The organism is Marinomonas sargassi (genome assembly GCF_025716875.1).
Lineage (GTDB): Bacteria > Pseudomonadota > Gammaproteobacteria > Pseudomonadales > Marinomonadaceae > Marinomonas > Marinomonas sargassi.
In genome coordinates, this window is record NZ_JAOVZB010000002.1 from 107,602 (window position 1) to 134,087 (window position 26,486).

Consider the following 26,486-nt stretch of genomic DNA (forward strand, 5'->3'; position numbering starts at 1 on the left):
ATGAGTTTCAAGATGCTCTTAACTCATCTCTTATTTCAGTGACCATTTGACAAAAGACATCCACAGGCAATGACTGCTGCTTGCTAGGGCTTTGCCCATAGTCATGGATCAATCTCGTATTAGCCGTTGCTAACAATGCGTCTCGCGCCACTTTTGATTGGGAAAACTTAGCAAGCAAACCTTTTTTCACTAGGTCAAAATGCATTTTAGAATGAAGTGGATACGAAACTCCACGCCACCAAATTTTTCCAGAAACAAAAATAGAAGCTGTTAGCTTCGAGCCTTTCTCCCATGCATCTTGCCCCTGTAGTCCGCAAAAAACCTTTTGCTCATTGGCGTCAGGTAGTTTTAGTGACTGAATAAAAGCTTCAGAACACGCGCAATGAATATCATCAATAACAAAGGGAGTTTGGGCAAAGTTAGATAAGATATTTCCGGGCCATGGTGAATCACGAAACATATTTATCACGACATTTCCTTCCGACATATCTTTTACCTAATATGTATTCGTCAGTACCACTATTAGAGTGACTAACTTAATTTTTATAAGGCTTTCATGCTTATTTCGAAGAAAGTCACCTAGCCAACTTTTCTAGTAATTCAGCAAAGGAAGCTTGAATAGTTTGTCCCGCCGTATCTATGGTAATTATGTCCGTTTGCCATGGTTCATAATGACGGTTTTGTACCTGCTGCCAATTAGGAAGAGTCAAATTATTAATATCACTTTTACGACTACTCACCCTATCTTCATGCTCTTTTTTATCTGAACAACACACTTCAATATTAACGAACTTCACCCCAAGATTATCAGCAACGCTTTGCCATTCATGCCGTGATAAAGCAATAGTATTACATGAGTCTGCAATGCAGCTTATACCTAGTGCTAAGTTCTCTTCTATAAGTCGGTAACTTAGTTGGTACCCTTCAGCTTCGACTTGCAATCCACAAAGGTCTTTTAGAGCCTGCTCAATAGTATCTACCCGCACATACATTGAACTTGTTTTACTTGCAAGCAGCTTAGCCAAGGTCGATTTGCCAGAAGCTGGGAGACCTGAAAAAATATATAGAATTGCCAACTTAAATTAACCCCGCTATTTATGTATCACCTTATCGGCATCTTCATTTGGCTCGTATAGAGGCACGCGTTTACCCACTCTATGGCTTTTTGCTCATGGTGCAAAACAAAGTCATCCTTACCATCACAATACTTATCTATATCATTATTACATTCATGGGCTAGGCGAACTTTAAGTTCCTGATATGCCAACATCACCTCTGGATGAGCGATCAAATAGTCCCTAAAAGCAATATGCCTAGTGATATGTGGATCATCAATTTCAAACGCATGTATCTGATGAGTTCTATTATCCCCTCCTTTTCGATAATACCTACGCCTCTCGATGCCAAATTCCCCCATCACCTCGTACCCCAAACCTTGAAAAACCTCCGAGTTAGCATCAAGCTCTGTAAGGCTGGGCACTTCAAGGATGATGTCAATAATGGGCTTAGCTGAAAGTCCAACCACAGAAGTGCTACCAATGTGATGCACTTGTGAGACCACACTCTTCAGCCCCAAAAGTAGCGCTTTCTTTTCCGATTCAAAAAGACTTGGCCACTGTGGACTATAAGGAACCACTTCTACTATCACTGACAACTCCCGATTAAATTAGTCATTTAGGTTAATGTTCTTATAACGACAGCGCTTGAGTAAGATCAAACTTGGTACACCTCATACTAATAAGGGTGGTGAATTTTCTCATGTTGGCTTGTTTATGAATCACTCGCTTACAGAAAGCATCGTATTCAAACATGTCAGAGACATTTACGATCAACACAAAGTCCACTTCGCCAGTCACCTTGTAGCATTGCTTTACCTCAGGTGCTTGGTTCGTATCTTCAATAAAAGCATTCGATGCTGCGAAATCATCCGTTTTCATATAAATTTCCACCACCATGTTCAGCCGCTTACCAACGGCTTTAGGGGAAACCACCGCCACCACTTGCTCTATTACGCCCTCTTCTTTCAATCTTTTAACTCGCTTCAAACAAGCAGGTGCGGACAAACCTACTTTGTCAGCCAATGCAAGGTTGGTTTGATCAGCATTTTGTTGCAGCTCTTTTAGGATAGAAATATCAATGGCATCCAGCTTCACTAATTATATTTCTCATATTAATTAAAAAAGAAATTATAGTTTCAAAATAAACTAACAAAAAGCATTAATTATTTTCCTTCTTGTTAATCTATTACCACTTCTTTTTATCGTTTCTTATAGGTTGTACAAATGGATAAGACTTCAAACAACACTCTCAGCTCCTCCTTCACAAATCTCACACGAGCCTTACAAGCCAATATTATTGGTCGTTGGTTTCTTGAAGTGGTGTATATTTTTTGGGGATTAATCAAAATCATGGTTCCCGTTTTAATCATTGTAAGAGTCATTGAATTGCTGGGTTGGGTAACCGTATTAGGCAAAGCAATCAGCCCTCTTATGATTTGGTTCGGACTCCCAGGGGATATGGGACTGGTTTGGATGACAGCCATGACCAGTAACTTGTATTCAGCAATGGCTGTCTTTTATCAGCTTGGAGGTGCAGAGCAATTAACCGTCGCACAAGTCAGTGTGTTATCTACCATGATGCTCATTGCCCACGGTTTACCCGTAGAAGGCTCCATCGCAGCAGCAACCGGAACCAAACTCTGGTTTGCCCTATGCTTTCGTATTGGTGGCGCTATGCTGATGGGCGTGATTCTTCACCACACCTACACGGCACTAAACCTATTACAAACGCCAGTCACCATTACATGGCAACCAGAAGTTCAGGGAAATAGCTGGAGTGAATGGTTTATCTTACAAGCTCAGACTCTTGTCATCGCCTTTGTCATTATTTCTGTTCTAACGCTTGTTATTCGCCTATTAAGATTCCTCGGTGTAGAGAAACTGATTCATGCCCTGCTTTCCCCTCTTTTACGCCTCATCGGTGTTGGCCCAAAGGCCACCAACATTATTATTATCGGCGTGATGCTTGGACTAAGTTACGGCGGAAGCCTATTAATCAAAGAATCAAAATCGGGGAATATTGAGAAGAAAGACATCTTCCTAACTATGGCTTTTCTGGCCCTCGCCCACAGCCTAATCGAAGACACACTGCTGATACTCTTACTCGGCCCTGATCTATTCACCATTTTATGGGCCAGATTAGCCTTTGCCTTTGTCATCGTTGCACTGCTATCACAAGCTTTAAAAAGACTTTCTGCCAAACGCTATGCTTGGTTGTATAAACCTTCATAGAAATAGCGCAACGCTAGTTTGAATAATGCTTACTACTGAAATTATCGTAAGCATTATTCATTTACCATTACAGAAACTCATACCCCCACACACTTTATAACTCCATCACCTAGTTTCACCTTTACTCTTCCTACATAAATTTATTCTTATCTATAGAAATAAATCCCTTGACGAAATAATGCACAAATATTAAATTAACTAAACGGTATAGTTAATTTAATAAATGGAGAACACCATGAAAAGCGAGAACGGTTTCTACGGTCAGTACGGTGGTAGTTACATTCCTGAGATTCTTTATTCCAGTCAGCAGCAGATTTTGCAGGCGTTTGAGGAAGCTAAAAATGATCCTGAGTTTCTCGCTGAGTTGAATAAACAATGGCAGCAGTTTTCTGGCCGCCCTACGCCACTGACCTTTTGTGAGAACCTAACCAATCACTTTGGTGGTGCGCAGATTTATCTAAAACGTGAAGATTTAAATCACAGTGGCGCCCACAAGATGAATAATGTGATTGGCCAAGGTTTGTTGGTAAAACGCATGGGGAAAAAGCGTGTCATCGCAGAAACGGGTGCCGGTCAACACGGTATCGCCACAGCGCTGGTAGCAGCCCGTTTAGGCCTTGAATGCACAATTTACATGGGGGCAAAAGACATAGAACGCCAATACCCAAATGTTTTCTGGATGAAGCAATTAGGTGCAACCGTTGTGCCTGTTACCACCGGTGCTCAGACGTTGCGGGATGCTTTGGATGAAGCCTTGCGCGATTGGTCTTCTAGCCATGAGGAAAGCCATTACCTAATCGGTACTTCTTGTGGTTGTGCGCCCTTCCCTGAAATGGTCGCTTTCTTCCAATCTGTGATTGGTAACGAAGTCCGTGAGCAAAGTGTAGCCCAATTCGGCCAATTCCCAGATCGCCTTTATGCTTGTGTGGGCGGTGGTTCAAACGCTTGTGGTTTGTTCCTACCTTTCCTTGAAGACGAAAATGTAGAAATGGTTGGCGTCGAAGCTGGTGGTAAAGGTTTGGAACTGGGTGAGCACTCTATTCGCTTGTCTCACAACCTCGGCCAACCCGGTATTGCACAAGGTTTTGCCACCATGTTTTTACAGGACGACGCAGGTCAATTGCAGGAAACCCATTCTATCGCTGCAGGGTTAGATTACGTGGGTGTGTCGCCCATCATCGCGCACCTTGCAGAAACAGGTCGAGTACAAATGACTTATGCCATGGACGATGAGGTGATTGAGGCCTGTACTTTATTACTGAAAAAAGAGGGCATTATCCCTGCTTTGGAATCTTCCCATGCTTTGGCGGGCGCCTTTAAAGATGCGCCAAATTTACCAAAGGAATCACGTATTGTGATTAACCTGTCTGGCCGTGGCGATAAAGACATTTTCAACGTGGCAAAAGCGGTAGAAGACGAGACCTTCCCGCAGTTTTTAAATGATTACCTAGCCTCGTACCCGACCTTCCCTGCGGATAATAGCCATGCTAATAAGGAGCAAAACGCATGAGTCAGTTAGCCACCTTTATTGATAAAAAACGCCAAAAAAAGCCCATTCTGGCCATGACCCATGTGGTGTACGGCTACCCAAGTGTGCAGGAAAGTTTAGATTGGATGGCACGCCTGATGGAAGAAGGTGTGGACTTCATCGAAGTGCAATTCCCTTTTTCTGATCCCGTTGCCGATGGCCCAAGTATTGTCGCGGCCTGTCACAGAGCCTTAGAGCAAAAGCTGGATGTGGACACCTGTTTGTCACAGCTTGGCAAACTAGCGAAAGACTTTCCCGAAAGCCGTATTGTCTTGATGAGTTACCTCAACCCTATGTATCGCTTTGGATTAGAAAAGCTTGCCAAACGTGCCGCGGAAGAAAATATTCTGGGTCTGATATTGCCAGACTTACCGATTGAGCAGTCCGCTACCTATCGCACCGCCTGTGAAGCAAACAATATCGACCCAGTTTGGTTGGTCACCCCCGCCACGCCAAAAGATCGCCTTACCATGTTGGCAGGTCAAGCCAGCGGATTCTTATATTGCGTGGCACGCTCTGGTGTTACAGGGCACTCTTCTCACGAAGGAAAGTCTCATGAAAGAAAGTCCCATGAAGAGAAAGATCAAACCAATCAATTAGATGATTATTTAGCTGAGATAAACAGCCATGCTAATGCACCAATTGGTGTAGGGTTCGGCTTGCGGGAAAGATCACAAATCGAGCAGTTAACTGGCAAGGCAGACATTGCTATCTTAGGGTCAGCATTATTGGATGCCTACAACGAAGGCGGTCAAGAGGCTGGTATTGAGCTAATTAAAATGCTTTTTACAAAATAGAATGACAAACCGTAAACTATGTTCATTGCTACCCCATAGCTTACGGTTTTACATTACCCTTTTAACAGTTGAGTTTTTAAGAATTGGCTTTTTAACAACTTCCCTTTTTAAACACCGCTTCCATAAAATCAATAAACACCCGCAGCTTATTTGGCATGAAGCGCATGGCAGGAAACTGCATATAAACTCCACCTTGAAAATCGCTGCTTAGCTGCCAATCACTTAAGACTTCGATAACGTCGCCTTTTTCTAACGCTTCACGTACAACAAAGTCTGGAAACAGAGCAATACCAAAGCCCTGTTTGACACCATTTAAGCGCATATCAGCATCGTTAATGATGTAACGTCCGTCTACCGTGATCTGAGTTGTTCTGTCTCCCTGAATAAAAGACCAAACATTATCGCCATCGAAAAAGCCAAGAGGTAAACAGTCGTGTGAAACCAAGTCATTAGGTGATTTTGGAATACCACGTTCTGACAAATATTCTTCACTGGCACAGAGAATCGAACGCACCTCCCCTAGTTTTTTACAGACCAAATGCTCATGGGGTTGCTCGGCAATATGAAATACTAAGTCTACATTTTGATAGGCAGGATCAAGGCGTAAATCCGTTACCTGAACATGCAAAGATATCGCTGGGTAAAGTGCCATAAACTCTAATAGGAAAGGCTCTAGAACCTGCCTAGCGAACGCATCTGGTACCGCAATTCGTAAACGGCCTTTAGCTTCTGTCATATTACTTTCGGAAGCTGTCACCGCTTCTTTCGCGCTGTCTAACATATTTCGACATTGCTCATAAACGGCCATACCTACAGCCGTTATGGTTTGCCGGCGGGTGGTTCTTTCCACCAGCACAACCGACAATACGCTCTCCATTCTGGATACTTGTCGGCTCACAGCGGAAGGTGTCACAGCAAGTTGTTGGGCTGCTTTAGTAAAGCTCCCCGTTTCTACCACAGCGACATAGGCCGCCATGTCAGGCAGTAAAGTGATTAGTTTATTTGTGTCCATGATACATAAGTCTTTTTCTTTATGAGGCAATTATCACAATATAAAACACAAGTTAGCATACTTACTCGTTCAATCCACCTGTTTACTTTTTTATTCAAATACAGGCTTTCAGCTTTTATAGAAGACACAATTAAGCGAGGCACAATGACAACTAAAACTATCTCCAACACACCTATACTTCATCGCCTACCAATGGCTGAGTTGGCTCTCTTACTGACCGCTATTTTCTGGGGTACCAGCTATGGCATAACTAAGGAGGCGTTGGCCTTTACAAGCGTACTGGCTTTCTTGGTCATTCGTTTTGGACTAACGTCTTTGTTGCTAGTACCAAACTTCTGGAAAGATACCTTTAACGGACACACTAAGGATTGGAAGTACGCTGTGCCTACAGGCTGTATTTTACTCTGTATCTTCCTAGCGGAAACCTATGGAATTTTTCACACCACGGCATCAAGAGCCGCTTTTCTAATTAGCTTATGCGTCTTGATGACGCCTTTTGTAGAAGCAATATGCAATAAAGAATGGCCACATCGACACATTTTTTTCTGCGCTGTGTTATCCGTGATTGGCGTGTTGTTGTTAACACAAAAAGAATTAGGTTGGACTGCTCTGAATATTGGCGATTATTGTATTTTACTCGCCGCTTTTTTACGGGCCTGTATGGTCGTCTCTACGAAGATCCTACTCAAAGGCAAGCACTTATCTTCTCTGAATGTTACCAGTGTGCAAGCCAATGTAGTGGTGCTAGGCGCTTTGGCAGTATTCCTTTTTAGCGATGTAAAAGTAACTGAGCTGCTCCCCATGAGCTTAAACTTTTGGAGCCTAACATTTTATCTAGTTATCTTCTGTACCATATTCTCTCTGTTCGCACAGAACTATGGCGTGAAGCACACAACACCGTCTAAAGTCGCCTTATTAACCGGATCTGAGCCAGCCTTTGGTGCGCTGTTCGCTATCGTTTGGTTGGGGGAAAGCCTGTCACTCATTCAAATGATAGGTGGCGGATCTATTCTAACCGCCACCCTAATAGCTTCACTAAAGAGGTAAAAGGTTGGGAAAGTGCCTCAGCTAAGCAACTCGAAAGGTTAAGCAGATACCATTTATACAATGGCGCTTGCCTGTTGGTGCAGGGCCGTCATTAAAAATATGTCCTAGGTGGCTGCCACAACGTCGACAATGCACCTCAGTTCGGATCATGAAGTAACTTTTGTCTACCTTAGTGGCAACCGCATTAGGCAAACTTTGATAAAAACTCGGCCAGCCTGTTCGGCTGTCGTATTTAGTACTGGAGTGATAAAGGGGTAACTCACACCCTTTACACGAAAAGTAGCCTGAACGTTTTTCATTGAGAAGTGAACTGCTTCCCGCTGGTTCGGTTTTCTCGTGCCTCATGACTTGGTATTCAAAGTCAGTCAATTTTTTGCGCCACTCGGCGTCGGTAAACACCACTTCGAAATTGGCGTTAGCTACCTCTTCTTTCGTCAATGAACGAGTTAAGTAAGCAGCGCCACCAATGACACACACACCAGCAAGTAAAAAGTGTCTACGGTTCATTTTGTTTTCCTTCAATTAACACATGCTTATTTGAAGGAAAAAAAAAGAGTAAGTTCCGAAAAACTTACTCTTTTTATATTTAAATTCTTGCTAGAGAATTAAATTGCTGTGATGTTCTCAGCTTGTGGGCCTTTTTGGCCTTGAGTAACAACGAACTCAACTTGCTGGCCTTCAGCCAAAGTTTTGAAACCGTCGCTTACGATAGCGCTGAAATGAGCGAAAACATCTGGACCAGACTCTTGCTCGATGAAACCAAAACCTTTAGTTTCGTTGAACCACTTAACAGTTCCTTTAACTTTGTTAGACATAAATATTCACCTGAATTTTAATTTAAGATTAGCCAATAAATAGGCTGGAATTGCAAAAAAATCAGACTGGCACTTAAAAACTTCAAAACGAATATTTATAAAAAAACGCATTACGGAGTTAATAATTAGAGACTTCTTTCTAGCTTGCAAGTGCATAATATAGAGATCGACATGAGATAGATAGTGTTATTTTCCCTATTTTCAAATCAGTGCCTTTTAAGGCAAAATTCTAAGAAAAAGGTGGTAGAAGCGATGACTTTTTCACATAAAATCACACTAGCTGTCATAATTTCCTGTTATGCAAATATTGGCTATGGAGAAGACCTAGTAAAGTTTGGCCTGAGTTGTTTAGCAAAAGAGAAACATTTGAATATGACCAAACAACAACTCACTAAGCTGAATGCAGATGAAAAAATTATAAAAGAAAAGTCGGGGCGGGTTACTGAGACAGTACAACAATACCAAAAAGAATTAACACAGCTGGAAGCAAGAAAAAAAGAGTGTACCTAGACCCAACCCAATAGCGTTTTTTGCCATGACACTCGCAAAAAATACAATGAAATAACCCGTTTAATACAAGAGCAAAAAGATAAACTCAACTATTTTGAGAGTTCAAACGAAGCAGAAGACGACATCACCTCAAAAAGCTTTGAGCAACAGCAGGCCGACTTTTTTGCCTTGTGCCGTGACTCAGATACCCACTATCAGATGATTAATAACTCAAAAGCCTACCAAGCCGTGTGTTTAACAGGAAACAATAAAAGTACCGTGACCTGCTCCCTCTTTTAGGAAATCTACTTGGTTAATTTTTATAAAGCAGCATGTTTCGCTTCAACCAGTTTATCCATGTGAAAGCCTAGTGCTTTAATACGAGCTAGTAACCTGTTCTTTACGGCTTTTGGCATAGTAGGTGTCTTGGATAATAACCAAAAGTGCTCGCCATTCAACCCCATAACCAGCGCGTATTGGTCACTTTTTTTATCTAGTTCAAACACCACATAAGAGCCATAAAAGGGGCGAAAGAAAGATACTTTCAAGTAATCATGTCCATCTGAACTGGCTAATTCTGCTCGCCCTTTCACCTCTCGCCACTCTTTATCAAAGGAAGAGTAACCACGGTTTTTGACATTGATCGTGCCTTGATCAAACACATAGCTGGCGGTGACATTGGTAAGCCCTTCTTCGAAGGCGTGATCCTGACGAATGATTTCGTACCAGTCTCCAAGATAAGGAATTAAATGAGCCGGAGGCGGCTGAGGTTGACTCGCACAGGCAGTAAGTAAAATCAAAATCATCGAAACAAGGTATTTCATGTTTATTCCTTACTCACTTCTTGCAGCAAGTTGAATTCTTGCTATTCCTCTGGGGTATTAACAAGGCTTCTTCCTATACTAAGCCACACCAAAAAAATGTCTATTTTTAGAGACTCAATGAAAAGTGACAGAGAAAGAAATGCCTAGCTCTTTAGAATTGTTATAGGGTTCAATCCGTGGCTCGTTTTTACTGTCATAAGTCACCATAGAATCATCTAGGTACCAATAGCGGTAAAAAGGCTCAACGCTAACAGATGCATTTTGAAAGTGCCGTGTTAGACCCAAACTCACTCGATATCCATAACCTGAGTTTTGGTGCAAAGTGATATCATCGTAACCACTTATTTCACCTAAATAGCTATGGTTTGTACCCGAAAGAAAAAGGTCGTATTCAATGCGTCCACTTAGCCCCCAACGTCGATCTATCTGCTTTGGCTGAAATTCCAAGCCAATAGGCATATAAATGTAGGTTTGGTCTCTTTCATACCCCAGCGCAGATGTACTCGATACTCTACCACTCATATCATCGTTAAGGTTTCGATAGCCAATACCAATATAAACAAATGTATCGTAGGTTGGATTTATATCCGCCTTTCCCCCAAACAAGCCTCGTACTTCAAGCAAAGTATCTGGGATATTTTCTATGGTGCCAGAGCCTTGGTAATCCACAAACCCTGTGGAGTAATGCACTTCTATAGCTCGAAACCTTTCATGTGATATATAAGCATACCGTCCATGAAACCCACTCATACTCCCTTCTTGTTTCATTACACCTGGTTCGGTGTAAGTAATTGAAGAGGTGTTGATACCCAGCTGAATACGACTTTCTGCAAAACTTTGTGAAGAATAAAGTACAAAAGTTGCTATTAATAAACAGTACCTTTTCAAAAATATAAACTCGTTAACAATTTGATTGCTCAAATTGTACAATTAACCAACGAGTAAAAGCATCTATTCTTTGGTCTTGTGTAGGCTCGGTGAGGGATAAAAGCACATAATCATAGCCCGTTAACTGCATTCCCATTGGACTAATCAATGTTTGAGGGGCAAGCTGATTTAAGACTAAGTCATCCGAAACTAATGGCGTTGAACCTATAGCAATCCCTAAACCTGCCTGAGCGGCTTGCAAGGCATAAAAAAAGTGATCGAAATATTGTTCACTTTGGGGTTTTAGCGCCATTAGCTCTTGCTGCTTCCTCCAGTCCTCCCAAGCATTTGGACGAGTACGACTGTGTAGCCAGTGCGCTTGATCTAACGCTTGATTAGCTTGCTCTTGCCAATAATTATCAGTACAAACTGGCCCCGCCATTTCGGAGCATAAAAAAGTCTGAGAATAGTTATCAGGAATACCAAAATCATTACGACGTATTGCAAGGTCGCAGTTTTCTGACAATAAATCTATTGGGCCACCCGCCATGCGTAAATCAATATTCAATTCAGGGTGTTGTTCTTTGAAGCTTCCTAAACGAGGCATTAACCACCTCATTGCTAAACTGGGTTCACAGGATACAGTTAAAAAAGGAGAATTTTTGTCGTGCCTATGTATTTCTTCAACTGTGTCACTTAGTGCATTTAAGGATTCACTCACGGTTTTTAATAAGCGCCGACCAGCCATAGTTAAATAGACACGTCTATTACGCCTAACAAACAATTCAACACCTATGCGCTCTTCCAGCTGAGCAACCGCTCGACTAATTGCCCCGTGAGTTAGATTGACCTCCTCCGCGGCACGAGAAAAACTTTGGTGTTTAGCCGCCGCTTCGAAAGCCGTTAACGCCCCTAAAGGAGGTAGCTGTCTCTTATTGTGAATTTTACTCACAGATATTCTCACTTTTAATCGTTTTTATTAAATTACAGAAGAGTTCATGATCTTATTATTCACAAATAAGGAAGCGTTTCCATGTTAAATATCGATCACTTTGAACTTTATTCCGTCGCCATTATTACGATTTTAGCCGTCATTAGCCCAGGACCAGACTTCGCGATGGTGTCAAAAATGGCATTACTGAACGGCAGAAAAGAAGGCATGTTGTGTGCATTAGGAATAGGTGCCGCCATTAGCGTTCATCTTGCATACACTCTATTTGGCTTAGGAATACTTTTTGCAGAAAATGTTTGGGTATTAAATACATTACGCTATTTAGGTGCTATGTACTTAATCTGGCTAGGACTTTCTGCATTATGGCCCGATATAAAACGCGCTCTCGGCAAGCGCAACAAATCAGTGATAAATAGCAATTCAAACACCAGAACTATAAACAGTCAGTCGCCTTTTTGGACAGGGTTTACTTGTAATGCTCTTAACCCTAAAACTATGCTTTTTATCGTTTCCTTATTTAGCCAAGTCATCTCAACAAGCACATCTTGGCAAATGGAACTGGCTTATGGTCTCTATATCGCTCTGGCTCATTTCGTGTGGTTTTCCCTTGTTGCCTGTCTACTCACCGCAGAGAGAGTTCAACAACAAACCCAAACCTTAAAAGCATGGATTGAACGAGTATCGGGTGTTTTCTTAACGGGTTTTGGTATTCGATTGTTTGTGGATTAGAGAAAAGAAAAATAAAGTTCTTAAATAGTATCTGGCCATTCAGCATATTGAGGGAGCTGATCATTGATAGTATGCCAGTTCGGTTTTTCACTGACCCAAATATGGCCAACAATATTCACGACAGGGTTAAAATCTAACACTCCAAGGCGAATACGAACAAACTCTGGCTGTGACTTAACGGTAACAAATATAGGAGAGCAACAATCCCGACAATAGTGACGAAACTTACCTGTACTCGACTCATATATATGAAGGGACTCTTTACCTTTTAACATTCGAAACGCATTTTTAGGAATACGCGCCACAACAGAATATGCAGCCCCACTTAAATGCCTGCATGAATGACAATAACAAAGATTCACTGCTGACAAAGGCTCTTGAACCTCGAACACCACCTTCTTGCAGTGACAACTACCTGTATTCATAATCTGCCTTATAAATCGTTTTACACTTTTTCCAGAGCAGAAAAGTAGGTATTAAATTGAGCCTTCATTTTGCCCGATAAAATACACGCCTTAGCTGAGTCATAACCCCCTTTAATAGAAGAGCTTTGCCCCGATATATACAAGGCAATACCCGAGTTAATCGCCACCATATCAATAATGGATTGCTCAGCTGAACCATTCAGCAGTTTTATAAAAATCGCTTTATTTGCTTCTACATACCCACCGGGGATATCATCGTATTTCACGGGTGAAATGCCAAATTCCTCAGGGGTAATTTTATAGTACTTAATTTGACCTTCTGAACATTCATATATATGAGACACCCCAGAAATGGAGACCTCATCAATACCTGGTTCACCATAAACCACAACAGCTCTTTTTCTTCCCAGTTTAATACATGCCTTTGCAAGTGCTTCTGCTTTACTCTGATCTGCTGTGCCAATCACCTGATAAGTGATTTGAGCAGGGTTACTCAAAGGCCCTGCCAAGTTAAAAATGCTTCTTCCACCAGCCAGTTTTCTACCATTAGCAACTGACTTTAAGCTAGGGTGGTAATGCTTTGCAAAGACAAACCCAAGGTTTGTCTGTTTAATTGTTGCCTTAATTTGCTCGGGTGATTGCTCAATACCAATACCCAGTCCTTCAAGCAAATCAAAACTGCCATTTGGCCTTCGTGACCCTCTATTACCATGCTTAATAACAGGAACACCAAGCGCACTGATAACAAAAGCACTTGCTGTAGAAACATTGAATCGACTTAATCCACTTCCCCCTGTGCCACATACATCTAACAATTCCTCTGAGGTGGATATAGGTTTCGCATGTTTATTGATACATCCAACATAGTTGTAAATGTCATCTGAGGTCTCGCCCTTTTCTCGAAGGGAAATTATCGATTCGGCTATTTCTTCATCTGAGAGCTTTCCAGAAAGCATGTTTTCAATTAATTCAGTCATAATTTACTTGTGTGTCAATATTCAAGGTGAAGGTACTTTAATAAGATAACGCCAGTTTAACCAGAGAACCTAGTATGGTTTACTCAGTCTTCTGCCAAATTCGATAGGTGTAATCTAGGTTGGATTGGAAAGCTTGCTCAAATACATTGCTAAAACCTTCTGGAATGTCAGGAAAAAACACATCACCTTCTATTTCATCATGCACTGTCGATATATGTAGTGTATCAGCACGCTGAATCAGCGCTTTATATATTTCACCGCCACCAGAGACAAACACATGATTGGTAATGTTTTTCAGTGTGGATAGCGCATTATCAATAGAAGAAAAATAGAACACGTCTTTATCATCTGATTTCATTTCAGAACGAGTAATAACCGCATATTTTCTATTGGGAAGCTTGCCCATTGACTCAAACGTCTTTCTACCGACAATTAACCATTGATTAAATGTCATGGCTTTAAACAAATATTGTTCCCCTTTAACTGACCAGGGTATATCTAAGCCCGAACCTATTATTCCATTTTCAGAAACAGCTGCGATCAATGATAATTTCATGAGTCTCCATTAGTGGTACTTTAGCTACCAGTAGTAAATTAAGAGATTAAATTCTCTTTTCCATGACGAAGTTTATAAGTTGTTGGCCTCTAACTTGGACTCTTTGCTCTTGTGTTACTTTAAAACCAAACTTCTCATAAAAAGGCCGTGCAGTAATACTCACATTTGAGTAAAAGTACGCCATGCCTTTCGATTCAGCAAAATGGAGAATGCGCTCCATTAAACGGCGGCCAACGCCTTTCCCCTGATGCTCCGAATGACAATAGAAGTAGTCAATTAAGCCATTCTCTTGTAGATCAGCGTATCCCACAATGTCATTACCTATCTCTGCAATAAACGGCTGAGCCTCATGCATTTTTTGCTGCCAAATATCAAAAGGAAATGTATCTGGTGCCCAAGCTTCTACTTGCTCTTGGGTGTAGTCTCGGATATTAACGCAACGAACAGTATTATAAAAAATCGACCATAATTCACTAGCATCGGATTCTTTGTATTCGCGGATTTTAATCATGTCCGATCAACTAGTTTCTTGGTTAGATAACTTAATATGAACCGCTGCCAGTGTTTGCTCGCCCACCAACTCTGCTGTGTGTCCATGCACCTCATCATTAAATTCTTCATTAGGGAGTAAACGATCTTGGGCGATAAACATACCCCCTGCTGAGAAGTCACGGTATTCCCCGCTGCGCAGTGTAATCCGCAAGGTGCCAGAACGAATAATAATTAAGGTAGGGTCGCCCGCCACATGCCATGAACTGAAATAACCAGCTTCGCTAATACGGTGACGGAAATTAAGCGCATCCATTCGCTCAGTTATAAACAAGCCGTTGTAATCCTCTAATGAATAGGAAACCTCACTAAAAACTGAAGCCCCAGTTTCAGAACCAGCCTCGCTTTCTAGCACTGGTGAAGACAAAACCGTTAAACTTATTACATTCAAACTAGACACTCCTAAAAACAACTGTTTTTCTATTCAGAAGACAATTAGAGCTAAAACTAAACTGGCCGCTCAACTCGTCTTACGTCGCCCTATGACTGAATAGAACACCGCAGCCAAAAGCAATAAATGCACTATTTGTTATGTTAGAAAATAGCTTTTTCGACCCTAACTCCGACCATTTATTGCTGATATTTTTGGTGATATACGAATAGGCTAAATGAACCAAAGCAACAATAAAGCAGATAGTTAAAAACATGGCTCCAAATTGAATCAGAATAGATGAATCGGGAGATAGGAACTGCGGTAGAAAAGCAGAAAGGAAAATAACTGTTTTAGGGTTACTGGCAGAAACAAAAAATGCTTCTTTAGATAATTTCCTATAGGAGAATGTAGTGATAACCTCTTTGACTCCAACTCTTCGAGAGTTTCGTTTTGAGAGGAGGCCTGTGACCCCTAAATAAATTAGATACACACCTCCAATTAACTTCAGCAAGAAAAACAACATAGGTGAGCTTGCCAATAAAGCACCAGCCCCCAAAGCGACCAAAATAATGATAAAGAGCTGACATAATAAATTCATTAAAATAGTCACACTCGCTGCTTTATAACCATGTCGTACTGCATTTTTTACAACCAATAAAACATTAGGACCTGGAGAGAGAGTCACAATTAAATAAGCAACAAAAAACAATAACCAAGTTTCTAAACTCACCTTAAACTCCTTACAATTTCATATAATTAAATCACTGACTTCCATAGATTGATGGGGAGATGCTACAGACAAACACAATAGAGGCTTGCCACTTAGCCCTTACTCACCCTGCCAGATTAGTTCTAATCGTAACCCTGAAGGCTCACTGAACATCATATGTTTACGAGGACCACCTGATAACAATTCAGGAGCAAACTCAATCTCACACAATGGATGCTCATCAATCTTTTTAAATAACTCATCAAGCTTAAGCTCTGACTCAACCTGTATAGCGAGATGATGCAAGCCTGCGTTTTTCTTACGATCAAAATCAGCACCGTTAAGACTTTTATCAACCTGCCATAAAGTTAAACGTAGCTTTCCGTCCGATACAGCCGTTCTAGGGTAAGATGGATCATAACCAGACTCACTCCAACCAAGCACATCAACAAAGAAAGATTTACTGGCTTGCAAGTCACTAACGGAAAGCCCTAAGTGATTAAGACCAATTGTTTCTGACATATCAATAGTTCCTTATGTTTGGAGTAAGAATTCTTTTATTTACTGGCCGCCAAGCGTGCTGCTAACCCCAAAAAAACAACACCTAACAAACCATCAATATGACGCCCCATATTAAACTTCTTCCCAACAAGTCGGCCTAATTTACTAAAAGATAATGAGAAGGCAATATTCATTATTAGAGCAAAACTACTTAGTAGTATTCCCAATACCAAAATCTGTAAAGGAATAGAGCCTGTTCCATTAATAAACTGAGGCAAGAATGAGCTAAAGAACACCAATGCTTTAGGATTCAATAAATTATTAAGTAGTCCCTTACTGACTAAGTTAGATCGACTGACAGCTTCTATATTGCTAGGTTGAGCAGAACCCTGAGGTTTCACCCAACTTTTCAGCATTTTCATACCGAGCCAGATTAAATAAAGCGCCCCTATCGCTTTAATCGTATAAGCAAGCAAAGGCGTCGATTCCATCAACTGCCCTAAGCCAAAAGCGACCAATAGAGTTTGTATTATTCCTGCTAAAAATATCCCCACAGATATCATCAAGCCTGATTTAAAGCCTCTCGTTGAGGAGTAAGTGGAAATCAAAATTAAGTCAGGCCCAGGAGAGATGACAAGAAAAAATATGGCAGTAAAAAAAATGGGTAAAATGGACGAGTCAATCATAAAAAGCATACTCACTTTATAGCTGTATTTAATTCGTATTTTACGTGTTAAATGAGATCTTTCCCTTGTTCCGATTAGACCTCATTGTCACTGACTGATAAAACTATCTTAAGTTTTATCAAAACAAAGTAGAGTAAGTCAGGGGGTTTTGAACAGTTTTTTCTTCAGCAATAGGATAAAACCTACGAGTAGCAAGACAAAGAAAACCATAGTAAAGCTGCTTTTTAAAACAGTAAATATGCTCGCTAACTTAACCGTTGATAATTGTAAATCTGGAAACGAATTTATCATTCGGATGATAAATATATTCTCAATGTAGTCAAAGACACCCGCTAAAAAAGGCACTAATGCGAAGTAGTAAGCTTTGAAGCTTCTAGAGAGCGTTTTGCTGTATAGCCAAATTAGCATTAATGAGTATGTGATAGAAAATAACCCAGGATAAATGAAATCTAAGGGCAATTGAGTCGTTAGATATACATTTCGACCGTCTACGCCTAATGAGTCTAGTAACTCATAAGCATAATTAAACGAATAGCCAGAAGGTAATGAATCGAACAGTAAGAAGTCGGGGGCGAACACTGAAACCGCAGGCATAGTGTAGGAAAGCATCCCAACATAAATCCCCATAGTTAATATAAATAATATGCTTACGAACTTTCCCGATGAACACTTCTGTATGGAATGGAGTAATGTTTCCATTTAAATTACTGCTCCTTTGATTGAACCTATTATTTCACCTTCCCAACAAGCATTTCTCCCTATTGCGAACACCCTTATTGATTGATACTAAAGTGCCATACCACCTTCTACTAGAGCAAAACGCATAATTTAAGATATTACTAAAAATATATAATATAAGAGACGACTATATAAAAGGCAGCCAATCTCTTGGCCAGCTGTCTAGTTGCGCTAGAGATAAAACGTACACTTTAAAATGAACAGTGTCCCCCGCACTAAAAACCCCGTAAAATTCGGCCTTTAGTACGTGTGCAGATAAGGAAGGTACGAATAAGTCTTCTGAACTTCAGTCTCCTCAGAGAAACGATCTATCAAGGCAAGAGTGAGTAGGAATGTTAATACCTTTCAATCACTCTTAACACAGAGAGAGCGTTTCTCTGAAAGACCCGAAGGGCGTGACCAAACTCTTTTTATTCTTTGTTAAGCTTCTTGCCAATATGCTCAATATTGGACGGCGAAACTTGCCTCGAATAATAAAGAGTTATTCACACGCTGAAGCCAGTGGACTTGTTCGTGCCTTCCTTAAGCAACATGTTACCCATACAAGAGACGATAGAATGACCGAACAAGTTAAAGTAATCGCAACACACAATGGCAACTTCCACGCAGATGACGTATTTGCGGTAGCAGCACTGAAAAGTATATTCCCATCGGTAGAATTAATACGTACACGAGACTTAGAAATCATCGCCAAGGCTGACATAGTCGTCGACGTAGGCGGCATATACGACGCAGAAACAGACCGTTTCGATCACCACCAAAAAGGCGGTGCGGGTGCCCGTGAAAACGGTATTCCCTTTTCATCATTTGGGTTAATTTGGCAAAAATACGGCTTAGAAATATGTGGTGGCAATAAAGAAATCGCCCATTCATTAGACAAGAACTTAGTCTCTACCATAGATGCGATAGATTGTGGTCACGTAGAAGGTGTTTCAACAGGCATCAGCCTTAGTCAAACCATTTCCATGTTTAACCCTACATGGCAGGAAGAAAGCGATTTTGACGCTTGCTTTGATGAAGCCGTCGCCTTTGCATCACGACTATTAACTCGCTTTATTGCTACAGCAAGTGGCGGCGTAAATGCTAAGAGTATAGTAGCCAATGCCATCGAAAAATCCGCTGATCCAAGAGTGATAGTATTAGAGCAATACACACCATGGAAAACGACAGTGCTTAGGTTGTCAGAAGAAGCCTTGTTCATGGTCTACCCATCACAAGGTCAATGGCGTATTCAAACCGTGCCTGTTGAACTAGGCTCCTTTGAAGACCGTAAAAAACTCCCTGCACCTTGGGCCGGTTTATCTAATGAAGAACTCCAAGCAGTAACAGGATTAGAAGATGCAACATTCTGCCACAACGGTTTGTTTATCGCTGGCTGTGTCTCATTTGAAAACACCATGAAAATGGCAGAAATGGCATTGAAAGCCTAAAACGTTCCTAACTAAAAAAGACCGATGTTATGAAGTTAAGATCGGCCTTTTTTGTCTTGTCATGGCTCGCCATTAAACCGCTAAGCCCATTTAATGAACTCATTCACTAAAGTAAATAGTCTATATTTCAGCCTGCTCATATAGCTCTAATGGCAAACCATCAGGGTCACTAAAAAAGGTAAACTTTTTGTTGGTGTATTCATCTACACGGATAGGCTCCACCTCTACGCCCTGAGACAAGAGGTACTCTTTCACCGACTCAACGGAATCCACGTTAAACGCTAAGTGCCTCAACCCTTGAGCTTCAGGAAAGCTAGGTCTCTCAGGTGAATTAGGAAAGGAAAAGAGTTCAATTTGACCACCATAGGGCAATTTCAGGTCAAGCTTAAAGGAATCTCGGTTTTCTCTATAGTTTTCGGCAATTATCTCTAACCCCAATATTGAGGTATAAAAGTGTTTAGACTTTTCATAATCAGAGCAAATTATCGCGGCATGATGAATGGATTTCAGCACTGAAACACCTTTAAGTATAAAAGTTTAATTATTTTACAGTTCATCAACTATCCCCTTTAAAGCAGCGATAGCTTTTCCTGACAATGTTGCAGGCACAGTAAAAAAGCCAAATACAAAAAGCCTGTGATGTATTTTTATAGCGCAGTAATTAGCAGGCCTCTTTCGATTTTTAACTATGATCTGATCTGCGCCCCAAATATTTGACGATCCATGTTTAGATTCAATCCCTTTTTCTAAGCAATGTATTAAATGCTTTAACTCTTGAGTAGTTAGACAGATGACCAAACCATTTTTTTGATAGAAAATAAGAAAGTTGTAAGTAACATGAATTGCCACATTAAAAGTGTCATTACTTGCCCTATTGATAGTTAATGACACACCATTTTCATCGCTACTAAAACTATGGAACGATTCGCTTTCCCTTTTACGAATTTGCCTTTCTATTTCAGCAAGTCTTTCTGGGTATGCTTTAGCATCAATGTACTCATGGGCTTCATACAACTCACCTAATGTATATTGACTAAAATCCAGTTCCATTCGAAAACACCCTCTCCTTGAAATACAGTAATTAAGCCCTGTAAAAAGCCAGCAAAGCAAACACCAAATATTAAGCGTTGGCATTTACTTTGATCATGCATCTACAGTATTTTTGTCCTTACAAATAACGCCCTTCTAAATGTTTCTTAAAGTGTTCTGCATTCAATACTTCACCTGTGGCGCGTTTCACTAATTCATCTGTAGTATGAAGCGAGGCTTGTGACCAGGTGTTGTCATTTAGCCATTGGAAGATTGGGCTTAGGTCACCACTTTGGATAGCGGCTTCTATGTTCACCGTTTTCGCCATAGTGGCTTTGAATTGGGCTGCGTACATGGCTCCTAGGGTGTAGCTTGGGAAGTAACCAAAGGCTCCGTCGATCTCATGCTAAAAGTGACTTACATAATTAACGTAACGACGCTCGATATTTGTAACCCATGTCTAAGCTTGCGCTGTTGGACGAACAACAATATCTCCCACATCAACATCATCTGGTTGATCGATAGCAAACACAATCGCTCTCGAAATAGCATCAGGCGACATTCCCATCATATCCATCGCTGCTTTGACTTTTTCTTGTGTGGCTGGATCTGTCATTGAATCCGCAAACTGTGTTTTTACAAAGCCAGGTGAAACACCAGTCACTCTCAATTTTTCGCCTGCCTCTATACGCAACGCTTCATTAATGGTTCGAACTGCATTTTTTGTTCCTGCATACACTGCTTGGCCAGCTACAATCCTAAGCCCTGATGTAGAAATAACACTGACAAAATGACCAGCTTCTTGTTGTCTAAAAATAGGCAAGGCCGCGGCAACGCCATAAAGATAGCCTTTAAGATTGATATCTATCATCGCTTCCCAATCATCAACTCGTAATTCATCTAGCGGAGAAATTGGACCAATCCCTGCGTTAGCAATTAACACATCAAGTCGACCAAACCTCGAACAGGCAAAATTAACCAAGCACTGCATATCCTCTCTATTACTCACATCGGTTAACGCATAAGTTACCTCTGAAGAGTAAGCAGAAATTTCATTAACCAGTTCTTTAAGAGGCGCTTCTCTTCTTGCTCCCAATACCAGCTTTGCACCTTGCCTCGCCAACATAATAGCGGTTGCTCTACCGATACCACTGCTTGCCCCAGTAATAACGACAACTTTATTTTCAATACTCATCAGATAGCCTCTCAACATATTTTACGGAAGTGATTGACTATATAGACAAACAATAAATACTATATAGCATATAAATCCATTTATTCATCTAAATCATCCAAATTATGCTCGATATACTGACAGACATTTTTGCAGTCGTAGATTTGAAATCCACTCGCTGCACTCGACTTGAAGCCGGTGGGGATTGGTCTTTTCGGCTGCCTCAAAGAGACATTATAAAATTGGTCACGGTTTTATCTGGGGGCTGCTGGATGGTTCAGGCAAATGAAGCGCCTGTCTGGATATCGGTCGGTGATACCTTTTTACTGTGCCACTCGCCCTCCTACACACTTACAAGCGACCCTATCCTTCCTTCGCTGGAGTCAGCTAGTGTATTTGATTGGCAACATATCAATGTTGGTCATTACAATGGTTCTGATACTGTATTGCTTGCCGCCAGCTTCGAACTGGATACTGATAATGCAAGTCTCTTAATTGACGCTTTACCCAGTTTTTTTCTCATTGACGCGAGCCACCTTACGGCACAGACCTTGAAAAAGTCGATCGAGATACTGGATCAAGAACTACAAACGTCCGAGTTTGGCGTTAATTTAATGCGTCAATATTTAGCCGAAATATTACTTATACAATTTCTTAGGGCTTATTCATCACATAATTCGCATAGAGACAATCAAGTTGGCTGGCTTGGCGCGTTGGGAGATTCTAAAATAGCCGCTACATTACACTTAATGCATAACCAAATAGATCGTAAATGGACAGTCGCAAGTCTTGCTCAAGAAGTAGGAATGTCGCGGTCAGCATTTTCAGAACACTTTAAAACCTGTGTTGGTATTCCACCACTTCAATATTTAATTAGGTGGCGTATGCAAGTTGCCCGTAAAAAACTTATTGGAGGCGAAAGAGTAGCGACCGTTGCCGAAACAGTAGGGTACGCATCAGAAAGCGCCTTTGGGTATGCCTTTAAAAAAGTCTTTGGCAAATCACCAACGGGGAAAGCTAATAAATAACAGCTCCTTTATGTAATGATATAATAAAAGGGAGAGACAAAACCTCTCCCTATACCCCTTGTAAACTACAAATACCGCTCTTCTAAATGCTTTCTAAAATACGCTGCATTGAGTGTTTCACCTGTGGCGCGTTTCACCAATTCATCTGTGGTGTGAAGTGAGGCTTGTGACCAGATGTTGTCGCTGAGCCATTGGAAGATTGGGCTTAAGTCACCGCTTTGGATAGCAGTTTCGATGTCGACGGTGTTTGTCATGGTGGCCTTGTATTGAGCCGCGTACATGGCTCCTAGCGTGTAGGACGGGAAGTAACCAAAGGCGCCGTCAGTCTTGTGTTAAAAGTAACCTGCATTTATTATATTCTTTATCATAGAGTAAGGTATTAACATGAACGCTCAAGTTTATTCATATCAAAGGTTTTCTAGCCCTCTCCAAGAAAAAGGAACATCTTTAAAAAGACAAACAGACTATGCAATCGAAGTCGCAGAAAAACATGAATTAAGATTGAATAAAGATTTAGTCATGACAGATAAAGGGCTCTCGGCCTTTCATGCAGAACATGTAACCAAAGGCGCACTAGGCATATTCATAAAAGCAGTTGAAAAAGGGATAGTTAAAGCTGGTTCGATACTTATAGTTGAATCGTTAGATAGATTAAGTAGACAAACACCTTGGCAGGCACAGACACAATTTAATGAATTAATTGGAAAAGGCATCACTATCATCACAGCAAATGATGATCAAGTTTATAACATGAAGACTTTATCTAAAGACCCTTCTAAAATGTTTATCTCTATAGGCGTAATGATGAGAGCTCATGAAGAATCATTATCCAAACAAAAAAGATCTGTAAAATATATTCATAAAAAAATAGATGATTTTGAAAAAAATGGTAAAGGTGATATCGCTGGATCCGTGCCATTTTGGATTACAAGAACAAAATCTGGGTTTGAATTAAATAAGTCATCTAAAATAGTGAAAAAAATCATAGAAATGTATTTGAATAATACAGGTCTAAATCTTATTGCTAGAGAGCTTACCTTATCAAAAATAAAAACCCCAACCGGAAAAAACAACTCATGGGGCGTGACAACAATAAGAAAAATATTAGACAGTAAAGCGCTATATGGCTGTAACAGTTTTAAATTAAGTTATCTGATCGATGGTACTAAAATAAGTGAAAATCACGAATTAAAAAACTATTACCCTTCTATAATATCTGAGGAATATTACAATTTAATTCAAGAGCGTAAGAAAAAAAAGGCGAGTAGCAGAGAGTCATATAAAAAAAGCGTGTATCTACTAACTTCATACGGTAAAGGTCGTTCGATCTGTGCAGTTTGCGGTCAAGCACTTGTTAGTCAATTACAAAAACAAATGAATCGACAAAAGGAATACACTAAAAGTGTATTAAGGCTACATTGCACGAAACATAGAGAGACTGGTGATTGTTGTAGTAGTATAAAAGCAGATGAGTTAGAAAAACACTTCATTCATTCTGTAATAGGAAATGTAGAAAACCAACTTTTTGAACCTCCAGCATATGATCAAAAGTCAATTGAAGCTGTACAAGCTACTATAGAGAAACAAGAAAAAAAAATATCTTCTTTAATGAATGAATTTTCAGAAAGCGATATTCCAAGCATACGTAAAATAGCACAAAAGCAAATCATTGAAGCAAGTGAGATTCTAGAAATAAAAGAAAAAGAACTTGAGAGCTTAAAAAGCAAAAAATCTCATTGGAAAATAGATGAAGAACAGCAAAGAAAAATTCAGTCCTTAGCGATTAAAGCAGAAAATATCGATAATTTTCATGATAGATCACAGCTAAAACAAATATTAATGCAATCTATAAAAACAATAAAAGTCGACTTAATAGGACTAAATTTAACAGCAGATTTTTACAATGGCTGTATACTTACAATCAACTATAAAAATGGAACATATCAAAGTCATCTGTATGTGAATGACAAATATGGTAAAAACATATATAGAAAAATGAACAAAATGGAATAGTTTTTCACTGTGTAAAACTGGATTTACAAGGGCGTAGCGTCTTATACCGACGCTTATGAGGAACGAATAAGCATAGTCGGTCACTATGTGTATCTCTTAGACCTATAAAAAATCATACATTATTTTATTTTTCCTCTTTCAGAGAAACACCGAGTAAACTCTTTAATCAATATCCATTAATAAGAAAGGATCTCATTAGATCCTTTCTTATTAAAAACTAAAATTCGAATAAATCCAGTTCATTTAATGCTTGTTCAATGCTACAGTTTCCTTCACCGTCGAGTGGATCAGATTTTTTTTTATCATCTACTTTTACAAATGATGATTTTATTGAATCAACGAAAGCAACAGTAGAAGCTTCTGATGAAAACAGCACATACATTAAATTAGTCATTTTTTTCTGAATAGCAATCATTTCATCAACTCTATGAATAGTTTTTTCTTTTATCATATGCTTTATCATTAATTCAATAAACAGCATATGCTCTTTTTGAAGCTCACTAATAATTTCATTATCAATACTTATCTTTTTAATCTTCTCAAGATATATATAATGACTATTTTGTAGCATTATTATTTCAGAATATTTCATATTACATTCTCCACGTTATTTTTATTATCATCAGAATCGTTTAGTTTTTTAGCTATCTTTTCTATAAATTGATCTGACATTCCAATTTTTTTCAGAATTAAAATTAATTTTTTTTCATACCTATTAAGATTTATTCTTTTCTTATCTAATTCAGAATAAATATATTTTACCTTTTTCTTTATAGAATCAGATCTATTTAAATTATTAGCTAAACGCTTAGAAGCTTCTTGCTCTATCTTCCATTCTTTTCTCGTTAATCGCCGACGTTTAGGACCGTCTCTTGTAAGCCCACAAGGAATACCAACATCTGCATAATATGCGTCTTGGAAAGCTCTCATAGCTTCACTGTATACTCTCAGCTTGGCTTTTGCGCTAGACTTATAACCCTCTACACTCCTAGCATAAATGCCATCATGAACTTGTCCGATATCCAATCTCCTATTTTCATCTAAATTAGGGACGAGCATGAAATGACAATGCCAATATGGTTCATCTGAATGAACAACGACTGACTTTAACTGATCACCATATTTTTTAGAAAGAAACTCAATAGTAAGTTTTAGCCACTTTTGTAGATCTTTATTTTCAAAAGAGACTTCATCTGTACGAACAGGATATGAAGCAACACCTGAAACAAGTATCAAACCATCTTTACGAAATTTTCGCCCAAGATTATCTTTAGCTATATCCGCTTGATTCTCGGCAGATTTAAGTACATCTGAAGGTTCTGCACCATGAACTAAAATTGGCTTTATGATTTTCGGAACATGGGAACATGCATCAGAATCTCTAATTAACTCTTTAATCATACCTTTAGCACTTTGTTTTTTATTATTTTTACTTGGAATACGAGAATAAGCTTCAACATGTATAAATTGATACCCCGACATAAATCCTTCTCCTAATTCATTCAGAACAATAATAACAAATGAATTTTGAGATAGATAATATAAAGACTCATATAAAAATCGAGTTTATATCAATAAAAACATAATATTAAAATCGTAAATAAAAATAAAAATAATTAATACATTGTATAATAATAGTTTTTTAAACACTCTCATATAAATAAAGATATAAATCTATATAAAAATTTTTTTAAAATTAATTTCATTATTTAAAAAACGAAAAATACAACCACTTTTTTCTACATATTTAATTAATTGATTCATAATTATTGCATTATTGTATGCTACCCTTTAACTAATATCTGGTTTGAAAACAAAAAAACTTCTTGAAAATAAATTTATAAAAACCTTAAAAACAGAGAGAAAAATCTACAAAAACATTGAAACAAACACATATCTGGATCTTTCGCGAAGCGGAAAAAAAAGAGATCTTTTTTTGAAATCAAAA

Annotated in this window: 34 protein-coding genes and 1 pseudogene; 9 read left to right on the plus strand and 26 right to left on the minus strand. The window is 39.5% G+C overall.

Annotated elements, in window-relative coordinates:
* Nucleotides 1-7: 7 nt before the first annotated feature.
* The 4 genes from OFY17_RS04980 to OFY17_RS04995 form a co-directional block, all read right to left on the minus strand.
* Nucleotides 8-487 (minus strand): NADAR family protein, encoded by a 480-nt coding sequence (locus OFY17_RS04980; RefSeq protein ID WP_263529619.1) that lies wholly within the window; start codon nucleotides 485-487, stop codon nucleotides 8-10.
* Nucleotides 488-575: 88 nt separating this feature from the next.
* The gene (locus OFY17_RS04985; protein ID WP_263529620.1) at nucleotides 576-1,076 is read right to left on the minus strand and encodes an AAA family ATPase; all 501 of its coding nucleotides are present in this window, start codon (nucleotides 1,074-1,076) and stop codon (nucleotides 576-578) included.
* 26 nt (nucleotides 1,077-1,102) lie between these two features.
* A complete protein-coding gene (locus OFY17_RS04990) occupies nucleotides 1,103-1,648 on the minus strand; it encodes a GrpB family protein (RefSeq protein ID WP_263529621.1) in 546 nt (181 codons plus the stop codon).
* Between the two features lie 40 nt (nucleotides 1,649-1,688).
* Nucleotides 1,689-2,153 (minus strand): Lrp/AsnC family transcriptional regulator, encoded by a 465-nt coding sequence (locus tag OFY17_RS04995; RefSeq protein WP_263529622.1) that lies wholly within the window; start codon nucleotides 2,151-2,153, stop codon nucleotides 1,689-1,691.
* A gap of 129 nt (nucleotides 2,154-2,282) precedes the next feature.
* Between OFY17_RS04995 and OFY17_RS05000 the strand changes: the two genes are divergently transcribed.
* The 3 genes from OFY17_RS05000 to trpA all read left to right on the plus strand — a co-directional run bounded on the left by OFY17_RS05000 (nucleotide 2,283) and on the right by trpA (nucleotide 5,615).
* Nucleotides 2,283-3,290 carry a nucleoside recognition domain-containing protein gene (locus OFY17_RS05000; RefSeq protein ID WP_263529623.1) on the plus strand — a complete coding sequence of 336 codons (1,008 nt, stop codon included), beginning with the start codon at nucleotides 2,283-2,285 and terminating at the stop codon, nucleotides 3,288-3,290.
* A gap of 235 nt (nucleotides 3,291-3,525) precedes the next feature.
* A complete protein-coding gene (gene trpB, locus OFY17_RS05005) occupies nucleotides 3,526-4,800 on the plus strand; it encodes a tryptophan synthase subunit beta (protein ID WP_263529624.1) in 1,275 nt (424 codons plus the stop codon).
* Nucleotides 4,797-5,615, plus strand: a complete 819-nt coding sequence (gene trpA, locus OFY17_RS05010) for a tryptophan synthase subunit alpha (protein ID WP_263529625.1) — start codon at nucleotides 4,797-4,799, stop codon at nucleotides 5,613-5,615. The genes trpB and trpA overlap by 4 nt, the downstream gene beginning before the upstream one ends.
* A 91-nt stretch (nucleotides 5,616-5,706) precedes the next feature.
* Here trpA and OFY17_RS05015 read toward each other — a convergent pair whose 3' ends face one another.
* A complete protein-coding gene (locus OFY17_RS05015; protein ID WP_263529626.1) occupies nucleotides 5,707-6,627 on the minus strand; it encodes a LysR family transcriptional regulator in 921 nt (306 codons plus the stop codon).
* 144 nt (nucleotides 6,628-6,771) lie between these two features.
* Here OFY17_RS05015 and OFY17_RS05020 point away from each other — a divergent pair, with 144 nt between their 5' ends.
* On the plus strand, nucleotides 6,772-7,674 hold the full coding sequence (locus OFY17_RS05020) for a DMT family transporter (RefSeq protein ID WP_263529627.1): 903 nt from the start codon (nucleotides 6,772-6,774) through the stop codon (nucleotides 7,672-7,674).
* A gap of 21 nt (nucleotides 7,675-7,695) precedes the next feature.
* Here OFY17_RS05020 and msrB read toward each other — a convergent pair whose 3' ends face one another.
* Nucleotides 7,696-8,181, minus strand: a complete 486-nt coding sequence (gene msrB, locus OFY17_RS05025) for a peptide-methionine (R)-S-oxide reductase MsrB (RefSeq protein WP_263529628.1) — start codon at nucleotides 8,179-8,181, stop codon at nucleotides 7,696-7,698.
* A 98-nt stretch (nucleotides 8,182-8,279) separates the two neighbouring features.
* Entirely contained in the window at nucleotides 8,280-8,489 is a 210-nt protein-coding gene (locus OFY17_RS05030; protein WP_263529629.1) for a cold-shock protein, read from the minus strand.
* A 252-nt stretch (nucleotides 8,490-8,741) separates the two neighbouring features.
* Between OFY17_RS05030 and OFY17_RS05035 the strand changes: the two genes are divergently transcribed.
* A complete protein-coding gene (locus OFY17_RS05035; RefSeq protein ID WP_263529630.1) occupies nucleotides 8,742-8,999 on the plus strand; it encodes a hypothetical protein in 258 nt (85 codons plus the stop codon).
* A 299-nt stretch (nucleotides 9,000-9,298) separates the two neighbouring features.
* On the opposite strand, the gene OFY17_RS05040 is transcribed toward OFY17_RS05035, so the two are convergent.
* From OFY17_RS05040 to OFY17_RS05050, 3 genes are all read right to left on the minus strand, one after another.
* Nucleotides 9,299-9,802, minus strand: coding sequence for a lipocalin family protein (locus OFY17_RS05040; RefSeq protein WP_263529631.1), 504 nt, complete (start codon nucleotides 9,800-9,802; stop codon nucleotides 9,299-9,301).
* 114 nt (nucleotides 9,803-9,916) lie between these two features.
* Nucleotides 9,917-10,552, minus strand: coding sequence for a hypothetical protein (locus tag OFY17_RS05045; RefSeq protein WP_263529632.1), 636 nt, complete (start codon nucleotides 10,550-10,552; stop codon nucleotides 9,917-9,919).
* Between the two features lie 151 nt (nucleotides 10,553-10,703).
* Nucleotides 10,704-11,621, minus strand: a complete 918-nt coding sequence (locus OFY17_RS05050) for a LysR substrate-binding domain-containing protein (RefSeq protein ID WP_263529633.1) — start codon at nucleotides 11,619-11,621, stop codon at nucleotides 10,704-10,706.
* A gap of 81 nt (nucleotides 11,622-11,702) precedes the next feature.
* Here OFY17_RS05050 and OFY17_RS05055 point away from each other — a divergent pair, with 81 nt between their 5' ends.
* Nucleotides 11,703-12,350 carry a LysE family translocator gene (locus OFY17_RS05055; RefSeq protein WP_263529634.1) on the plus strand — a complete coding sequence of 216 codons (648 nt, stop codon included), beginning with the start codon at nucleotides 11,703-11,705 and terminating at the stop codon, nucleotides 12,348-12,350.
* Between the two features lie 20 nt (nucleotides 12,351-12,370).
* Here the strand turns inward: OFY17_RS05055 and OFY17_RS05060 are convergent, their stop codons facing one another.
* From OFY17_RS05060 to OFY17_RS05100, 9 genes are all read right to left on the minus strand, one after another.
* Nucleotides 12,371-12,775, minus strand: coding sequence for a GFA family protein (locus OFY17_RS05060; RefSeq protein ID WP_263529635.1), 405 nt, complete (start codon nucleotides 12,773-12,775; stop codon nucleotides 12,371-12,373).
* Between the two features lie 20 nt (nucleotides 12,776-12,795).
* Nucleotides 12,796-13,752 carry an anthranilate phosphoribosyltransferase gene (trpD, locus tag OFY17_RS05065; protein WP_263529636.1) on the minus strand — a complete coding sequence of 319 codons (957 nt, stop codon included), beginning with the start codon at nucleotides 13,750-13,752 and terminating at the stop codon, nucleotides 12,796-12,798.
* A gap of 79 nt (nucleotides 13,753-13,831) precedes the next feature.
* Nucleotides 13,832-14,308, minus strand: a complete 477-nt coding sequence (gene dfrA / locus OFY17_RS05070; RefSeq protein ID WP_263529637.1) for a trimethoprim-resistant dihydrofolate reductase DfrA — start codon at nucleotides 14,306-14,308, stop codon at nucleotides 13,832-13,834.
* Between the two features lie 46 nt (nucleotides 14,309-14,354).
* Entirely contained in the window at nucleotides 14,355-14,819 is a 465-nt protein-coding gene (locus tag OFY17_RS05075) for a GNAT family N-acetyltransferase (protein WP_263529638.1), read from the minus strand.
* A 6-nt stretch (nucleotides 14,820-14,825) separates the two neighbouring features.
* Nucleotides 14,826-15,248, minus strand: a complete 423-nt coding sequence (locus OFY17_RS05080) for a cupin domain-containing protein (protein WP_263529639.1) — start codon at nucleotides 15,246-15,248, stop codon at nucleotides 14,826-14,828.
* A gap of 79 nt (nucleotides 15,249-15,327) precedes the next feature.
* Nucleotides 15,328-15,960 carry a LysE family translocator gene (locus OFY17_RS05085; protein WP_263529640.1) on the minus strand — a complete coding sequence of 211 codons (633 nt, stop codon included), beginning with the start codon at nucleotides 15,958-15,960 and terminating at the stop codon, nucleotides 15,328-15,330.
* 99 nt (nucleotides 15,961-16,059) lie between these two features.
* The gene (locus tag OFY17_RS05090) at nucleotides 16,060-16,461 is read right to left on the minus strand and encodes a VOC family protein (RefSeq protein ID WP_263529641.1); all 402 of its coding nucleotides are present in this window, start codon (nucleotides 16,459-16,461) and stop codon (nucleotides 16,060-16,062) included.
* Between the two features lie 35 nt (nucleotides 16,462-16,496).
* Nucleotides 16,497-17,126 (minus strand): LysE family translocator, encoded by a 630-nt coding sequence (locus OFY17_RS05095; protein WP_263529642.1) that lies wholly within the window; start codon nucleotides 17,124-17,126, stop codon nucleotides 16,497-16,499.
* Between the two features lie 138 nt (nucleotides 17,127-17,264).
* Nucleotides 17,265-17,825 (minus strand): hypothetical protein, encoded by a 561-nt coding sequence (locus OFY17_RS05100; protein WP_263529643.1) that lies wholly within the window; start codon nucleotides 17,823-17,825, stop codon nucleotides 17,265-17,267.
* Nucleotides 17,826-18,421: 596 nt separating this feature from the next.
* Between OFY17_RS05100 and OFY17_RS05105 the strand changes: the two genes are divergently transcribed.
* Nucleotides 18,422-19,294 carry an MYG1 family protein gene (locus tag OFY17_RS05105; RefSeq protein WP_263529644.1) on the plus strand — a complete coding sequence of 291 codons (873 nt, stop codon included), beginning with the start codon at nucleotides 18,422-18,424 and terminating at the stop codon, nucleotides 19,292-19,294.
* Nucleotides 19,295-19,414: 120 nt separating this feature from the next.
* On the opposite strand, the gene gloA2 is transcribed toward OFY17_RS05105, so the two are convergent.
* From gloA2 to OFY17_RS05125, 4 genes are all read right to left on the minus strand, one after another.
* On the minus strand, nucleotides 19,415-19,807 hold the full coding sequence (gene gloA2 / locus OFY17_RS05110; RefSeq protein WP_263529645.1) for an SMU1112c/YaeR family gloxylase I-like metalloprotein: 393 nt from the start codon (nucleotides 19,805-19,807) through the stop codon (nucleotides 19,415-19,417).
* Nucleotides 19,808-19,840: 33 nt separating this feature from the next.
* Nucleotides 19,841-20,344, minus strand: a complete 504-nt coding sequence (locus tag OFY17_RS05115; protein WP_263529646.1) for a hypothetical protein — start codon at nucleotides 20,342-20,344, stop codon at nucleotides 19,841-19,843.
* A gap of 118 nt (nucleotides 20,345-20,462) precedes the next feature.
* Nucleotides 20,463-20,723: a hypothetical protein gene (locus tag OFY17_RS05120; protein WP_263529991.1), complete on the minus strand. Its 261-nt coding sequence runs from the start codon at nucleotides 20,721-20,723 to the stop codon at nucleotides 20,463-20,465.
* Nucleotides 20,724-20,783: 60 nt separating this feature from the next.
* A complete protein-coding gene (locus OFY17_RS05125; protein WP_263529647.1) occupies nucleotides 20,784-21,518 on the minus strand; it encodes an SDR family oxidoreductase in 735 nt (244 codons plus the stop codon).
* A gap of 104 nt (nucleotides 21,519-21,622) precedes the next feature.
* Between OFY17_RS05125 and OFY17_RS05130 the strand changes: the two genes are divergently transcribed.
* Nucleotides 21,623-22,525: an AraC family transcriptional regulator gene (locus OFY17_RS05130; RefSeq protein WP_263529648.1), complete on the plus strand. Its 903-nt coding sequence runs from the start codon at nucleotides 21,623-21,625 to the stop codon at nucleotides 22,523-22,525.
* Between the two features lie 65 nt (nucleotides 22,526-22,590).
* Here OFY17_RS05130 and OFY17_RS05135 read toward each other — a convergent pair.
* Nucleotides 22,591-22,845: pseudogene (locus OFY17_RS05135) on the minus strand (carboxypeptidase M32); the annotation flags it as partial.
* A gap of 64 nt (nucleotides 22,846-22,909) precedes the next feature.
* Between OFY17_RS05135 and OFY17_RS05140 the strand changes: the two are divergent.
* Nucleotides 22,910-24,538 carry a recombinase family protein gene (locus tag OFY17_RS05140; RefSeq protein WP_263529649.1) on the plus strand — a complete coding sequence of 543 codons (1,629 nt, stop codon included), beginning with the start codon at nucleotides 22,910-22,912 and terminating at the stop codon, nucleotides 24,536-24,538.
* A 217-nt stretch (nucleotides 24,539-24,755) separates the two neighbouring features.
* Here the strand turns inward: OFY17_RS05140 and OFY17_RS05145 are convergent, their stop codons facing one another.
* Nucleotides 24,756-25,130, minus strand: a complete 375-nt coding sequence (locus OFY17_RS05145) for a hypothetical protein (protein ID WP_263529650.1) — start codon at nucleotides 25,128-25,130, stop codon at nucleotides 24,756-24,758.
* A complete protein-coding gene (locus OFY17_RS05150; RefSeq protein WP_263529651.1) occupies nucleotides 25,127-26,020 on the minus strand; it encodes a plasmid recombination protein in 894 nt (297 codons plus the stop codon). Before OFY17_RS05150 ends, OFY17_RS05145 begins: the two co-directional genes overlap by 4 nt.
* Between the last annotated feature and the right edge of the window lie 466 nt (nucleotides 26,021-26,486).